A 15,723-nucleotide genomic window follows, 5' to 3' on the forward strand; every position below is an offset into this window, starting at 1 on the left:
GAATTTGGCTGACAGGCAGGGTTCCGTCTAACAGATACGGAAGCCGTGCACTTGCACGTGCAAATATCGGACAAGGTCAATTCTTGGAATTGACCACTAAATTGGCTGTGATAATCGAGTTTCAGGGGGGCACGGTGATCGCTGCCCGTAGAAAATAACAATGGCCCGGACAGGGCCCGAAACGAGTGGAAATCAGCCGATGCCAGCCACACTAATCTCGACCCAGGGCGACGAGGACTGGACCCTCAGCGCCGATGGAACCATCATCTATGTTGCGGGGAATGACGGTTACCTCCGGGTCTATGATTCACAGACCGGCGCCCTCCTCTACCAGGTACAGCTGGGCAGTGATCTTGGTGCCATCTCTCTATCCCCTGACGGGTCGCGCCTCGCAATCGTCGAAGAAATTGCCGAGAACGTCCAGCAGACGCAGAACTGGACCAGCAATACCGCCGATGTGAGCCTCTACGTCGTCGATCTGGGGACGTTTTCCGCCACTGCCTACACCTATACGGTGACCGGAAGCGACTACACCTTCTCCGACGTCACCTGGAGCGACGCGGATACGCTGCAGGTGTCGCAGAACATCCTTCCCGGGTGGAGCGGCTGGGCACCGTTGTCGACCGTCGAACTTGCTGATGGCAGCAGAACTCTGAGCGGCAGCTATTATGCAGGTCTCGGCTCCGCGGCGTCGCTGCTGACCATTCCCGATTCCAATGTCGTCCTGCTTGGCCAGTTGGGATTGTCGTCCGCCGAATATTTCCTCATCGCTCCGAACGGCTCGAGCACGGCCAGCAACGGCATCTACGAGAACAACGTCTATGGCTACGCCGAGGGGATCGAAGCTGCGTCCGGCGTCACTGCGGATGACCGTATCATCATCGTCACCGGTGGCGGCGCGCACCTGTATACCGGCACGATGCAATATGTTGGCGACCTGTCCAGCATCTATCCCTCGCTCGGCTATGCCCAAGGTGTGGCGTTCAGCCCTGACGGACAGCGCATTTTCTTCCTTGATGGCCAGAACCAGGCTGTCGTGGTCGTCGACGCCTACAATTACGCTCTCGTTGGCAGCATCGCCGTATCCGGCGTAAATTTCGCCACCCTTCAATGGGGAGCCGAAATCGTGGTCTCCGCCGACGGAGAAGGGTTCTACTACAACACAGCCCAGGGCATCGTCCACGCGACCATCGACCTGCCGGATCTCGGCACCGAGGGGCCAGACACGCTGAACGGTACGCCTGGTGACGACATCATCAACGGACGTGGAGGCGCAGATACGATCTACGGCCTGGCCGGGGACGACTGGCTGATTGGCGGTGCAGGCAACGATAACCTCTTCGGAGGAACCGGGCTCGATATTGCAAGCTACGAAGATGCCCCCTCGGGCGTCACCGTGGACCTTGCGATAACGACTGCGCAGGCAACCGGCGGGGCAGGCAGCGATACGCTGGCCGAAATCGAAGGTCTGAGTGGTTCGCTTTACAATGACACCCTGTACGGAGACGGTGGCAATAATCTGCTGCTCGGCTTCGACGGTAACGACTTGCTCCGTGGCCGCGGCGGAGATGACGATATCTACGGTGAAAACGGCAACGACTCACTTTACGGGGATGCCGGTATCGATTGGTTGTTCGGCGGCGATGGCAACGACCTCCTCGATGGCGGAACCGGCGCGGACCGGCTCGAAGGTGGCAATGGCGATGATATTTATGTCGTCGACCATTTCGGTGACGAGATCATCGAGACCGCAACCGGCGGCAACGACACCATGCGAGTTTATGGCTTCGACGCGGTGATCGCGAGCTCCGTGGAAACCCTCGTCATCATGGAGGGTGCATTCAACGCCACCGGCAATTTCGTGGCCAACACCCTGATCGGTTCGAGCGAGAGCAACATCCTCACCGGTCTTGGCGGCAATGATTCGATTGACGGCGGATCGAACGTGGACACTGCGGTGGTTCGCGGTTTGCAGTCGGCATATACGGTGACCCAGACCTCGACCGGTGTCTTCCAGGTGACCGGGCCCGATGGCACCGACACTCTGCGCAATGTCGAGTATCTCCAGTTCGACAATGCCACGCTGCGCCTGCTTCCCGGCACCGGTGTCTCGGTCAACTTCAACACCGCCGACCGCAGCGTCTACCAGTCCGCGATGAACAACATCCGCGACTTCGACGGCAATGCGCTGGGCGGCAATGGCGGATGGCTGCGTATCGGCAGCGCGGACGTCAACGGCGACGGCGATGTCGACCAGATCCTCGTCAACCGCACCATCGGCCGCTTCGCCACTGTCGGCACCGCACCCGACGGCCTCGTCTACTTCGCCGACCATGGCTGGGCCGGCGAGACGCGCGTTGCCGGCATCTATATCGATCCGCTGGTTGCCGCGGGCCAGGTCGTCGCAGGCTCGGCCAACGACAGCCAGCGGCGCTTCCAGAACGATCTCCAGATCGAGAACATCAACCGCGTGCTGGGAGCCGACGACTACGATGGCGACGGGCTGCAGGAGGTCTATTTCGCGCTGACCGACGGGACGGCGTACCTCCATGCCTACATGCATGCCGACGGCAACATCCGCTATGCCAACTACCAGAGCCAGCAGCAGGTGATCGACTACCTCACCGCCAACGGCTTCGCCCCCTCCACCTGGGCAGGCTGGTTCCCGGCAGGCGCGGAGCCCGCCGGCGACATCGCCAAGGCGTTCGACACAGGCCTGACATCCAGCGATGTCCCCAATGGCCTTGGCGAAGGCATCCTCGCCCCGCACATCGCAGACAACCACGCACTGCCGACAGGGGAACTGTTCTTCTAGGGAATGAAGAAGGTGGAGGCGCGCGGCATCCGGCTGCGCGCCTCTGCTTCAGCTATGGATGGGTTCGCTCCATGTGGTGACTTTGGCCGGGCAGCCGCCTAGACCAAGTTCCCATGGCCTCAGCCGAACTTGCCTCCCCCGCCCTGTCCGACGCGCTCGTCATTCTTGGCGCGGCAGGGCTCGTCATCCCCGTTTTCACGCGTTTCCGGATAACGCCAGTCATTGGCTTCATCCTGATCGGCATCCTTGTCGGCCCCTATGGGCTCGGCCGGCTGGTTTTCGAGCATCCGTGGCTCAACCACATTACGATATCCGATCCAGACTCACTCGAGATCTATGCAGAGTTCGGGATTATCCTGCTCCTGTTCACCATCGGCCTGGAATTGAGCTTCAACCGTCTGTGGGAAATGCGCAGACTGGTGTTCGGATTGGGCGCGCTCGAACTGCTGGTGATAGGAACCTGCGCGGCGACGTTCCTGTCGATGATGGGCCAGTATTGGACTGGCGCGCTGGCTCTGGGTTTCGCGCTGGCATTCTCTTCGACTGCGATCGTGTTGCCCATTTCGGGAACCAGTTCGCCGGTCGGACGCGCAGCGCTTTCGATGCTGCTGTTCGAAGACATCATGATCGTCCCGATCATCTTTGTCCTGGGTGCCATAGCCCCCAATGCCGATGCGGAAGGGTGGGAAGGCCTCCTCACCACGCTGTGGCAGGGGGGGCTCGTCATCGCGGCTATGATGGTGCTGGGACGCTTCGCCCTTCCGCGCCTCTTCGGTCAGGCAGCGCGGACCAAGAGCCCCGAACTGTTCCTCGCCGCATCGATGCTGGTAGTAATCGGATCGAGCCTGGCCACGGCTGCGGTGGGATTGTCACCAATCGTGGGTGCGCTGATCGCAGGGCTGCTGATCGCCGAGACCGAATACCATGGTGAGGTCGAGGCCATCATGGATCCGTTCAAAGGGCTTGCACTCGGCATTTTCCTGATCACCGTCGGCATGAGCATTGACGTCGCAACGATTTGGGAGAACCTCGGCACCATCATCGCAGCAGTAGTGACCATCCTTCTTTTCAAGGCTCTGGTGACCGGAATCCTCCTGCGCCTCATGGGTGCGCGTCGTAGCACCGCCGCTGAAACCGGCATCCTCATGGCAAGCCCGTCCGAAACCACCCTGATCGTGCTTGCCGCGGCAAGTTCGGCGCTACTCATCCAGCCCGGCACCGCGCAGTTCTGGCAAATCGTCACTGCCATCGGCCTGACCGTCACCCCCCTTCTGGCCCTGCTTGGCCGGGTCATCGCGAGAAGGGTCGAACCGGTGCCGGAATTGCCGCCCGAGGACGAAGGCGAAGCTCGCGTAATCATCGTCGGCGCAGGGCGGGTCGGTCTTCTCGTCGCGCAGATGCTGTCCGCCCACAAGAAACCCTATGTCGCACTAGATGCCGATCCCGACCTGATCGAGAGCGCGAAGCGCGAAGGCTATCGCGCGGTGTTTGGTGATGCTGCACGGGGGGATGCGATGACCCGGCTTGGTATCGATCATGCCGTTGCGGTCGTGCTGACCATGGATGAACCGGTTCTTGTCCAACGGCTCGTCACCAAGCTGAGGAACGAACACCCTGACCTGCTGATCGTGTGTCGCGCGCGCGACGTGGAACATGCCGCAGCGCTCTACCGCGCCGGCGCCAGCCATGCGGTGCCGGAGACGCTCGAAAGCTCGCTCCAGCTGTCGGAAGCGGTGCTGGTCGACATCGGCGTCGCCATGGGTCCGGTCATTGCCTCGATCCACGAGAAGCGCGACGAATTCCGCGCGCAGATCGAGGAGGAAGGCGCGCTCGACTACAAGCCCAAGCTCAGGTCGAGCACGGCTGACGCAGCAGCTTAGGCGGGTGCCTTAGCCAAGGCATCCTTGACCGCTGCGATCGCATCTGCCGCTTTCGTGCCGTCGGGGCCACCGCCCTGCGCCATGTCCGGGCGACCGCCGCCGCCCTTCCCGCCCAGTGCTTCGACGCCGACACGAACCAGATCAACTGCGCTGAACCGGCCGGTCAGGTCATCCGTGACGGCGACAGCGAAGGCACCCTTGCCATCATTGACCGCGCAGACCGCGGCGATGCCCGAGCCCATGCGCTTCTTGGCATCGTCGAGCAGCGGGCGCAGTTCGCGCGGATCGAGGCCTTCGATGACCTGACCGGAAAAGGTCACACCGCCGATATCCTCGTCGGCCGAGCCGGAATCTCCCGCTCCGCCGCCTCCGCCGAGCGCAAGTGCACGCTTTGCGTCCGCAAGTTCCTTTTCGAGGCGGCGACGTTCCTCGACCAGCGCGGAAACGCGAGCAGGCGCCTCGTCGGGCGAAGTCTTGAGAGCGCTGGCGATTGCCCGCACTGCTTCGTCGCGTGCGACCAGCCACTGGCGAGCCGCCTCGCCAGTCATGGCCTCGATGCGCCGCACGCCCGAGCTGACGGCGCTTTCCGAAACGATCTTGAAGACGCCAATATCGCCGGTCGCACGAACGTGGGTGCCGCCGCATAGTTCGACCGAATAATTGCGTCCTTCGTCACCCTTGCGGCCCATCGAGAGCACACGGACCTCGTCGCCGTATTTCTCGCCGAACAGTGCGAGCGCGCCTGCGGCAACGGCATCGTCCGGAGTCATCAGGCGCGTGCCGACCGACTCATTGGCGCGGATTTCGGCATTCACCTCGGCTTCGACCGCCGCAATGTCGTCCTCGGACAGTGGCTTGGGGTGCGAGAAGTCGAAGCGGAAGCGGTCGTCCGCCACCAGCGATCCCTTCTGCGTCACATGCCCGCCCAGGCGGTTGCGCAGGGCGGCGTGGACAAGATGGGTCGCCGAGTGGTTCGCGCGGATGCGGTCGCGCCGGTCGGCGTCAATAACGAGGTGGACGGCATCGCCTACCTTGACCGAGCCCTTTGCAACCTTGCCGACATGGGCATGAAGACGGCCAAGCGGCTTGTTGGTCGTGCTGACCGCAATCTCCAGACCCTCGGGCGTCCAGATGCGTCCGGCGTCGCCCGTCTGGCCACCGCTTTCGCCGTAGAAGGGCGTCTGGTTGGTCAGGATGACGACCTCGTCACCCGCGGCGGCAGACTGCACTTCCTTGCCATCCTTCACGATGGCGACAACTGCAGCCTCGCCCGTGGTCGAGCTATAGCCGGTGAACTCGGTCGAGCCTTCGCGTTCGGCGATGTCGAACCAGATTTCCTCGCTCGCTGCCTCGCCCGAGCCCTTCCACGCGGCGCGCGCGGCAGCCTTCTGCTGCGCCATCGCCTCGTCGAACCCGTCCTTGTCGACGCCGATACCACGGTTGCGCAGTGCATCCTCGGTCAGGTCGTAGGGGAAGCCGTAGGTGTCGTAGAGCTTGAAAGCGGTTTCGCCGGGAAGCGTGCCGCCCTCGCCCATGTCGGCGGTAGCTTCGTCGAGCAGCTTGAGGCCGTTCTGGAGCGTGCGGCGGAACTGGGTTTCCTCGCGCTCGAGCACTTCCTGGATCAGCGCCTGGCCGCGGACGAGCTCGGGATAGGCCTGGCCCATCTCGGTCACCAGAGCAGGCACGAGGCGGTGCATCAGCGGCTCGCTTGCGCCGAGCAGGTGGGCATGGCGCATGGCGCGGCGCATGATGCGGCGCAGGACGTACCCACGGCCTTCGTTGGACGGCAGCACGCCATCGGCCAAAAGGAAGCTGGTCGAGCGCAGGTGATCGGCAATGACGCGATGGCTCGCCTGCTGTGCGCCTTCGGCCTTAACGCCGGTGAGGCTCTCGCTCGCACCGATCAACGCCTTGAACGTGTCGGTATCGTAGTTGTCGTGCACGCCCTGCATCACCGCGGCGATACGCTCGATCCCCATGCCCGTGTCGATGCTCGGCTTGGGCAGGTCGGCAACGATCTCGTCGGCCTCCTGCTGGAACTGCATGAAGACGAGGTTCCAGATCTCGACGAAGCGATCGCCATCCTCTTCCGGCGATCCCGGAGGGCCGCCCCAGATATGCTCGCCGTGGTCGTAGAAGATTTCCGAACACGGTCCGCAGGGACCGTCCGAGCCCATGGCCCAGAAATTGTCCTTGGTCGGGATGCGGATGATCCGTTCTTCGGGCAGACCGGCAATCTTCTTCCACAGGTCGAAGGCCTCGTCGTCCGTGTGATACACGGTCGCGGTAAGTCGGTTCGCGTCGAGCCCCCACTCCTTCGTCAGCAAGGTCCACGCATGGTGGATCGCCTGCTCCTTGAAGTAGTCGCCAAAGCTGAAATTGCCGAGCATCTCGAAGAAGGTGTGGTGCCGCGCGGTGTAGCCGACATTGTCGAGATCGTTGTGCTTGCCCCCGGCGCGGACGCACTTCTGCGAGCTGGTCGCGCGCGGCGCGGGCGGGGTTTCGAGCCCCGTGAAGGCGTTCTTGAACGGGACCATGCCGGCATTCACGAACATCAGCGTCGGATCGCTGAAGGGCACGAGCGGCGCGCTGGCGATTTCCGCGTGGTCATTGGACGCGAAATAATCGAGGAAACTGCGGCGAATGTCGTTGGTCGAAGTCATGAGGGCGCAGTTAGGCAATCGCTCCCGCGCCGACAAGCCGGAAAGGACGGTCAGACTGTGCCGTGTGGGCGATCAGCCGGGGGACTGGGCGATGACTATCCAGGCAGCAGCAGGAAGAGAAACGTTACCCTGAGCGGCGTGCTTGACGAGGATGTCGGTGAGACGGTCGAGAGTTGCCGCCCTTTCGGGCCCCTCCAATTGTGCGATCGGCGTCGCCGTCGGCCCGACCCGTGTCAGGTAATCGCGTGCGTCCCCGACAGCATCCTCGCCCTCGCCGAAGGTCATGCGGTAGTCGATTGGGTGAAAGGCAATGTCCGTCCAGCCAGAGGTGGAAAGGATTGTCTCGACCCTGCTCCTGTCACCGAAGGCGAAGGGCCCCGGCTCGTTGGGGTCGGCAGCCGGCGGCATCACCGGTAGCGCCGACAAGGTTTCCTCGACCCAGAAATTCTCGGTTCTTTCGCGAAAACAGGAAAACACCAGAGCCGATCCCGGTGCGACCTGCCCGCGCAAATGTCCGAAGGCGGCAACCGGGTCCTTGAAGAACATCACGCCGTGTCGCGAAACCAGCAGGTCGACAGGCGGAGAACTTTCGATCTCGATTGCTGCTGCGTCACCAAGGACAAACCGCAGGTTGGCGAGGCCCTCACCCCTTTCGCGCGCCACGTCGAGCAATTCGGGCGCGATGTCGACGCCCGTCACCGGGACTTCGGGATGATCAGCGGCAAGAGCACAGGCGATTTCACCGGCTCCGCAGCCAATATCGACAACCGAGGAGAAGCTTTGACCTTCGATCGCACCGAGCAGGATGGGGGTCAGTTCACGAAAGCTGCGGTCGGTTCGGCGCCATTCCTGCGCCCAGATCGAGCCGACCTTACCGGTCCAGTCCCTGTGGTCGGTCATGTCGTTACTCCCGGTAGTAGTCGCGGTACCAATCGACGAATTTGCGAACCCCCTCGCGGATATGGGTCGACGGAACGTACCCGGTCAGCGAACGCAACAATTCCGCGTCCGCCCACGTGGCTGGCACGTCGCCTGCCTGCATCGGCATGAGATTACGCTTCGCCTCGATGCCCAGAGCATCTTCAACGGCCGCAATCATGTCGCCAAGCTGCTCCGGCTGCGAATTGCCGATGTTGACCACCCGCCATGGTGCGACCGGGGACAGGCTATCGCCTTCCGCAATGTCCTCTGGGGAAGCGGGACGCACCGGAGCCGCATCGACCAGCCTGCGGATGGCCTCCACAAGGTCGTCGATATAGGTGAAGTCGCGCATCATCTCGCCGTGATTGTACACGTCGATCGGCTCACCCTGAAGCATCGCCCTGGTGAACTTGAAGAGCGCCATGTCGGGGCGTCCCCACGGGCCATAGACGGTGAAGAATCGGAACATCGTCACCGGCAGGTCGAACAGGTGCGCATAGCTGTGCGCCATCGACTCGGTCGCCTTCTTCGTGGCGGCGTAGAAAGACATCTGGTGATCGGTCCGCATCGTCTCGCGATAAGGCATCTCTGTATTCGCACCGTATGCCGAGGACGTGGAGGCGAGCAGCATGTGCTGCGGCGGATACGCGCGTGCAGCCTCGAGCAGTTCGAACGTGCCGACCAGATTGCTCTCGAGGTAGCTGCGCGGATTATCGATCGAATAGCGGACGCCCGCCTGCGCGGCGAGGTGGATGACGACATCGGGCCGGTGCTCTTCGAACAGGTCCAGCAGCAGGCCTGGCGTCTCGATCGCCTCGTTGATCGCCGCGAACTTCTGGTTCTGCAACAGGCCCGCCTGGCGACGGTGCTTCAGCTCAGGGTCGTAGTAATCGGACAGCGAATCCACGCCAACAACGCGAAATCCGTCGGCCAGCAGTCGGCGACAGGTGTGGTAGCCGATAAAGCCCGCCGAGCCGGTGACCAGCGCGGTGCGCGGTTCGCTCATCAGTCGGCGCCGAACAGGTCGCGCGTGAAAACCTTGTCGCGAACGTCTTCCAGTTCGGGATCGAGACGATTTGCGACGATGACGTCGACCTCGACCTTGAATTTCGCGAGGTCGCGCTCGACCCGGCTGCCGAAGAAGTGATCTTCCTGCATCACGGGTTCGTACACGATCACTTCGATACCCTTGGCCTTCACGCGCTTCATGATGCCCTGAATCGAGGACTGGCGGAAATTGTCCGAACCGGCCTTCATCACCAGGCGGAAGACGCCGACCTTGCGTGGATGCATGGCGATGATCTGGTCCGCGAGGTAATCCTTGCGGGTCTGGTTCGCATCGACGATCGCGCGGATCAGGTTCTGCGGCACCTCGGAATAATTGGCCAGCAGCTGCTTGGTGTCCTTGGGCAGGCAGTAACCGCCGTAACCGAAGGAAGGGTTGTTGTAGTGACTGCCGATCCGCGGATCGAGGCCGACGCCTTCGATGATCTGGCGCGTATCGAGACCGCGCGAGAGCGCATAGCTGTCGAGTTCGTTGAAGAAGGCAACGCGCATGGCGAGGTAGGTATTGGCGAACAGCTTGATTGCCTCTGCCTCGTCGGCATCGGTCAGCAGGACCGTCACGTCATCATCGAGCGCGGGCTGCAGCAACAGGTCGGCAAACCGCTGTGCACGCTCAGACCTCTCGCCGACGATGATGCGCGAGGGGTGCAGGTTATCGTAGAGCGCCTTGCCCTCGCGAAGGAATTCGGGGCTGAAGATCACACGGTCGGTCCAGAACTTCTCGCGTGCGTGGCGAACGTAGCCGACCGGGACGGTAGACTTGACGACGATCACGGTAGTGTCGTTAGCGGCGAGAACACCCTCGATGACGCTGTCGACAGCCGATGTGTCGAAGAAGTTGCTCTCGACATCGTAGTTGGTCGGCACGGCGACTACGGCAAATTCCGCACCCGAAATCGCATCGGCAAAATCGGTCGTGAAGCGCAGGTCGAGATCGTCGCGGAGCAGGTATTCCTCGACGAGCGCATCCTGGATCGGCGAGCGCCTTTCAGCCAGCATGGCAACGCGATCTTCCGAAATGTCGCAACCGACGACTTCGTTATGCTGCGACAACATTATCGCATTGGACAGCCCGACATAGCCGAGCCCGAAAACTGCAATCTTCATCCGGATTTCCGTGCCGTCAATTGGTGCGCCCCGAAGCGCGGATTGCGCGCCTTGTGTGACCGTGCGAGGCGATTTGCAAGACCGTGCCAGGCCGCCCCCTTACCAACCGAAATAGGGCCCGCCTCTCTCACGTGCACGCTGCCACGCGGGCCGCGAATGAATCGCATCGACAAAGGCCGCCGACTTCGGTGCCCTTTCTCCCAAACCCTGCATCACCGCAATCTCGGCTGGGAAGCTCATCAGGATATCGGCGGCAGTCCAGTCGTTGCCGACGAAATGCAGCGAGTCATTCAAGCCAGCCTCCATGAAGTCGACATGGGCGGCGAACTGCTCCTGGATGCGCGGCATGATCGGCGCCGCAGCTTCCCCCAGCCGACCGGCCATGATGTTGAGCATGACCGGCACGAAGAAGCTGCTCTCGCCGAACTGCATCCATTCGAGGTGCCGGACATGGTCCTCCGTATCGACAGCCGGAAGCCAGCCGCCCCCTCCATGACGCTCGCAAAGGTACTGGATGATCGCCCCGCTCTCGGCGACACGGAGGCCGTCGTCTTCGATGAGCGGCGATTTGCCGAGTTCGTGCGGACCCTTGAGTTCGGGCGGCGCTAGGTTGGTCACCGCATCGCGCTGGTAATGCACGATCTCGTAATCGGCGCCGAGTTCCTCTAGCAGCCAGAGAATTCGCTGCGACCGGCTGTTGTTGAGGTGGTGGACCCTTATCGTCATCGTGCTCTCCCTGGCGATCGGCCCACAGCGGACGATTCGGGGGTCACACTAGGTGAGGTCCAGCGCTCCTGCCAGCGCCGGAAACGGAAAAGCCGGTGCGGCCATGGGGGCGGCGCACACCGGCTTTCCGTTCATTCGGGAGCACCGGGGGACAGTCCGGCTGAGGCTCCGGTCCGGGGGAGGAGGACCGGGGCGCTCCCGCTTGAGGGGAATCAGTCCTCGTCCGCGTCCGGACCGGTCATCATCTCCTCGGCCACCTCGTCGGTGCGGCCGCGGATCGCGGCTTCCAACTTGGCGCACATCTCTGGATTTTCCTTCAGGAAGGTCTTGGCGTTCTCACGGCCCTGGCCGATGCGGACGCTGTCGTAGCTGAACCAGCTACCCGACTTCTCGACCACTCCGGCCTTCACCCCGAGGTCGAGGATCTCGCCGATCTTCGAAATGCCTTCACCGTACATGATGTCGAATTCGACCTGCTTGAACGGCGGAGCGACCTTGTTCTTCACGACCTTCACGCGGGTGGTGTTGCCGATGATATCGTCACGATCCTTGATCTGGCCGGTGCGACGGATGTCGAGGCGGACCGAGGCGTAGAACTTGAGCGCGTTACCGCCAGTTGTCGTCTCGGGATTGCCGTACATCACGCCGATCTTCATGCGCAGCTGGTTGATGAAGATCACCATGCACTTGGAACGGTTGATCGAGCCGGTCAGCTTGCGCAGCGACTGCGACATGAGGCGAGCCTGAAGGCCGACGTGGCTGTCGCCCATCTCGCCTTCGATTTCCGCACGCGGCACCAGCGCGGCGACCGAGTCGACCACCAGAACGTCGATCGCATTCGAACGCACCAGCGTATCGGTGATCTCGAGCGCCTGCTCGCCCGTGTCGGGCTGCGACACGATCAGTTCGTCGATGTCGACGCCGAGCTTCTTGGCGTAGACCGGGTCGAGCGCATGTTCAGCGTCGACGAAGGCAGCAGTGCCGCCATTCTTCTGCGCTTCGGCGATGACGTGCAGCGCCAGCGTGGTCTTGCCCGAGCTTTCGGGGCCGTAGACCTCGATCACGCGACCCTTGGGCAGGCCGCCCACGCCGAGCGCGATATCGAGTCCCAGCGAACCGGTGGAGATGACCTCCACATTCATCGCTTCCTTCTGGCCCAGCTTCATCGCCGAACCCTTGCCGAACGCGCGATCGATTTGCGCGAGGGCGGCATCGAGTGCCTTCTGACGGTCTGCGTCCACTTGCTTTCCTTCTACGAGCTTCAGATTGGCCGCCATGACATCACCCCTTTCGCAATTCCAGAGCCGCGATCGACTCTTCAACTGCCAAGCGGTGTACCGTGTTTGTTCCACAAGAACAAGAGTGGAACGAAATTTTTTCCAACAAGCCTAGAGCTTAGTCGGAACCGGTCTCGCGCAGGCGAAAATCATAGGTGCGGCGCGAGTTGGCGGGGACCTTCACTTCGACGATGCGAAAACCGTCCTTGACCCGGCTGCCCTTCATCCCCTGCACTTCGACATCTGCGGCCCAACCGAGCTTGAGGCGCATGGTGATGGGCTCGTCGTTCGCATTGGCGACGGTCGCGCGCATGGGGTAGGACTTGCGGCCTTCCTTCCATTCGCCGACGGCGCCGCAGGAAACTTGCACCTGACTGCTCTCAGGCAGATCCAATTCGACCTCTTGGGACAAAGCATAGTCGCGCAGGCGCGTCTCGGCGACGAGAAGGTCGCCCATTTCGGTCGGCTCGTAGATCGTCATGCCGCCCATCGGCAGCGACTGGCCAAGCCCGTCCTTCTTCTCGTTCAGCGCAAGCAGCTGCATGGCAGCCGGGTGGAACCCGTCGTTCCCGCCCCGGTCGCAATCGGTGATGTAGAGGAATTTCCCCTTCACGCCTTTCCGGTCGAGGAAGGCGACCTGCTTCTGGCCCTTGGCCGATACATCGACGCGTTCCGGAACACGGTAAAGCTTGAGGTCGCCCAGCACCTCTTCCGCCGCGACCACCGACACCGGCGAAGGGCTCTCGAGTGCCTTTTGCATAATGCGCGCACCGGTGACGACAATTTCGGCAGAATCCGCATAGGCCACGGCTGCCGGAGGGGGCGGTGGCGGTGGCGGAGGCGGGAAGCCGTAGATCGGGGAGCCGGCAGCCGTGCTTCCGAAAGGATAACATGTCAGGCTCAAGGCCCGTGCCTGCGGCGGATCGGCCAGCGCCTGGAAATCGCTCCCGATGTTCAGCTTCCCGGCAACGGCCATGAGTTCGGCATTGTCGAAGCTCTGGTCGTTATCGTTGAGCAGCGTGAGCCACGACAGGAGATCGACCTTGAGTTTGCCCTCGCCCATCCCTTCACGCAGCCGCGCAACGTAATTGGCCTCCCAGTCGAAGCCCCACGAAATATAGGTCAGGGTCACCTGGTACGTTCCGCCCGCGGGACTGCGGGTGTCGATGGTGAAGACCGGCTGTGCCGAAAGCCCCACCGGAACGCGGTTGAAGGTGAGGCTCTCCGGCAATCCTGAACAACGGACTGCCTCGAACCCCTGCGCGGTCTGGAGAACCAGCCCCCCGTCCGCGCGGGTGCGCACGATCGCATCTTCCGACTGCGCCTTGCCCGTCGCGGGATTGGTGCGCGTAATGGTGACGCGGTTGCCAAGCGTGCCGTCGACCAAAGCAGCGGGGCTAAGGAGATCCGCATTGCGGTTCTTCTCGATCGTTCCGCCGGGGAGGCCCGTCACGATGGCGCTAACCGCCACCATTCCTTCCGATACACCGGTGAAACGGATCGTCGATTCGCCTGCCGGCAGCGTCACCGTCCGCACTTCGCTGATCATGGCGAAGCCTTGCGGCCAGTCGCGGTCCATCTCCTCGCCCTCGCCCCTGTCGGGATTGCGGTAGACGGTGACCGAAAGCTTTTCCGGCGCCGAAGCGTCGACGGCCTCACGTGCCTCGACGGGCCATGCCAAGGCCAGCGCCAGAAAACTCAAGAGGATGCGCATCGCAGCGACCCGCCGATCAGTAACGGGTCTCGAAGACTACGGTAACCTCGCGCTTGCTGTTGGCTGCGACCGGGATGGTCCACTTGCGCATGTCGGCGTTGACCTGCCGCCCCGTCACATCCTCAGAGACGACGCGATAGTCGCGCGTCCACCAGCCCTGGTCGAGACCCTGCTGGGTCAGGTCGACCTCGATCGCGGAGGGCTTCGCATTGGTGATGGTGTAGCGCATGGTCGTGCGCCAGTAATCGATCGCGCGGTCCTTCTCGATCTGGCGAACTACCTCGCCATTCTCGATCACGCGGTAGCGCGCGGACCTCTCATATTCGTCCGACGTGATCTTTTCGCGCTTTATGACCTCGGACTGGACGAAAACGTCGAACGCTTCGCCGGTCTGGAGCGACAGCTGGCTGCCCATCGGCGTATGGCCGATCGCGCTTTCGCCGATGAACTGAGGCGTACCCTGCGCATCGCGCTGGTAGAAGCGGACCGTTCCCGCCGGCAGGGCATCACCCAGACCCTGGTCGCGGCTCGAACTGAAACCGACCATGCTGGCCACGTTGTATGCGCGGTCGTCGGTGGCGAGCCAGCCGATCGTGCGCGAATACTGGCGCTTGGCGGGGACGCCCTGGATGTCGAGGAAGCTGACCTGCTTCGTCTGGGCATTGGCGATCGTCGTGCGCTCGGCCAACGGATAGAGATAGAAATCGCCCAGGCGCTCGCGATTGGCAGTCTCGGTGCCCGGCTGGACCATTCCGGGCGGTGGCGGTGGCGGAGTAGGATAGCCGCGCCGGTTGTAATAATTCTGATTGGCTCCCGAAGGATTGCCCGCGACCAGCAGTGTGTCGGCCGCATGGAAGGTCGTGCCGGTCTGGTTCGTCAACGTGACCCAGCCCTGCATATCGACCGTGCCCTTGGCCTCGTCGAACAGTGCGACATAGTCCGCGCTCCAGCCGAGGCCGGGCGTCAGGTAGCGGATCGAGGCGGGCCGCGTTCCCGCGCGATCGCTCTCGACCGTCACCGACAGCGTTGGCCGGGCGCGCAGGTTCGGCGGCACGCGGTCGAAGATCGTACGGACAGGAAGACCGTCGTCGCGCAGGACCTCGATACGGTCGCCAATCTTCACGACAACGCCGCCCGCCGTCGACAGCACTGTGGCCCGTTCACGCGTTTCGACGCCGGTCGCCGGATTGGTCCTGATCAGCGTGACGGTCTGGCCGATCGCCTTTTCCATCAGCTTGGTCGGGGTCAGCAGGTCGAAGTCGAAGTTCTGTTCGACGATGCCTGCGCCCGCTGCGGAGAAACTGAGAGTCTCAGGCCGGATACGGGCCGAAACGTCGGGAAATTCGATCCGCGTGCGTCCCGATCCGATGGCGAGTTGGCGGACATCCTGCACCAGCGCCTGGTCGTTGTTGTAGATGGTGACCGACACGTCGCCCTGTGAAGTGGCATCCGGGTCAGCCAGCTTTTCGGCGGTGGTCTGGGCGGGCAGCGATGCCGGCACGAGTAGTGCGGCGGTGGCCAGAAGCGAAAATGCGCGAACCTTCATCCCAATCCC

Annotated in this window: 10 protein-coding genes; 2 read left to right on the forward strand and 8 right to left on the reverse strand. The window is 62.7% G+C overall.

Going from position 1 to position 15,723, the window contains the following annotated elements; translation table 11 throughout:
• Window positions 1–199: 199 nt before the first annotated feature.
• Both RAM60_RS07330 and RAM60_RS07335 read left to right on the forward strand, forming a co-directional pair.
• Window positions 200–2,815, forward strand: coding sequence for a calcium-binding protein (locus RAM60_RS07330; RefSeq protein ID WP_369027315.1), 2,616 nt, complete (start codon window positions 200–202; stop codon window positions 2,813–2,815).
• Window positions 2,816–2,928: 113 nt separating this feature from the next.
• Window positions 2,929–4,695 carry a cation:proton antiporter domain-containing protein gene (locus RAM60_RS07335; RefSeq protein ID WP_369027314.1) on the forward strand — a complete coding sequence of 589 codons (1,767 nt, stop codon included), beginning with the start codon at window positions 2,929–2,931 and terminating at the stop codon, window positions 4,693–4,695.
• Here RAM60_RS07335 and alaS read toward each other — a convergent pair.
• From alaS to RAM60_RS07375, 8 genes are all read right to left on the reverse strand, one after another.
• Window positions 4,692–7,358, reverse strand: coding sequence for an alanine--tRNA ligase (gene alaS / locus RAM60_RS07340; RefSeq protein WP_369027313.1), 2,667 nt, complete (start codon window positions 7,356–7,358; stop codon window positions 4,692–4,694). The two genes, RAM60_RS07335 and alaS, sit on opposite strands and share 4 nt — an antisense overlap.
• 72 nt (window positions 7,359–7,430) lie before the next feature.
• Window positions 7,431–8,258, reverse strand: coding sequence for a class I SAM-dependent methyltransferase (locus RAM60_RS07345; RefSeq protein ID WP_369027312.1), 828 nt, complete (start codon window positions 8,256–8,258; stop codon window positions 7,431–7,433).
• Window positions 8,259–8,262: 4 nt separating this feature from the next.
• A complete protein-coding gene (locus RAM60_RS07350; RefSeq protein ID WP_369027311.1) occupies window positions 8,263–9,285 on the reverse strand; it encodes an NAD-dependent epimerase/dehydratase family protein in 1,023 nt (340 codons plus the stop codon).
• Window positions 9,285–10,451, reverse strand: a complete 1,167-nt coding sequence (locus RAM60_RS07355; protein ID WP_369027310.1) for a nucleotide sugar dehydrogenase — start codon at window positions 10,449–10,451, stop codon at window positions 9,285–9,287. The genes RAM60_RS07350 and RAM60_RS07355 overlap by 1 nt, the downstream gene beginning before the upstream one ends.
• A 99-nt stretch (window positions 10,452–10,550) precedes the next feature.
• Window positions 10,551–11,177 carry a glutathione S-transferase family protein gene (locus RAM60_RS07360; RefSeq protein WP_369027309.1) on the reverse strand — a complete coding sequence of 209 codons (627 nt, stop codon included), beginning with the start codon at window positions 11,175–11,177 and terminating at the stop codon, window positions 10,551–10,553.
• A gap of 212 nt (window positions 11,178–11,389) precedes the next feature.
• Window positions 11,390–12,454 carry a recombinase RecA gene (gene recA / locus RAM60_RS07365; RefSeq protein ID WP_200980755.1) on the reverse strand — a complete coding sequence of 355 codons (1,065 nt, stop codon included), beginning with the start codon at window positions 12,452–12,454 and terminating at the stop codon, window positions 11,390–11,392.
• Between the two features lie 118 nt (window positions 12,455–12,572).
• Window positions 12,573–14,168 carry a DUF4139 domain-containing protein gene (locus RAM60_RS07370; RefSeq protein WP_369027308.1) on the reverse strand — a complete coding sequence of 532 codons (1,596 nt, stop codon included), beginning with the start codon at window positions 14,166–14,168 and terminating at the stop codon, window positions 12,573–12,575.
• Window positions 14,169–14,184: 16 nt separating this feature from the next.
• Window positions 14,185–15,714, reverse strand: coding sequence for a DUF4139 domain-containing protein (locus RAM60_RS07375; RefSeq protein ID WP_369027307.1), 1,530 nt, complete (start codon window positions 15,712–15,714; stop codon window positions 14,185–14,187).
• Window positions 15,715–15,723 lie beyond the last annotated feature (9 nt).

The organism is Qipengyuania sp. RANM35 (assembly GCF_041021145.2).
Lineage (GTDB): Bacteria > Pseudomonadota > Alphaproteobacteria > Sphingomonadales > Sphingomonadaceae > Qipengyuania > Qipengyuania soli.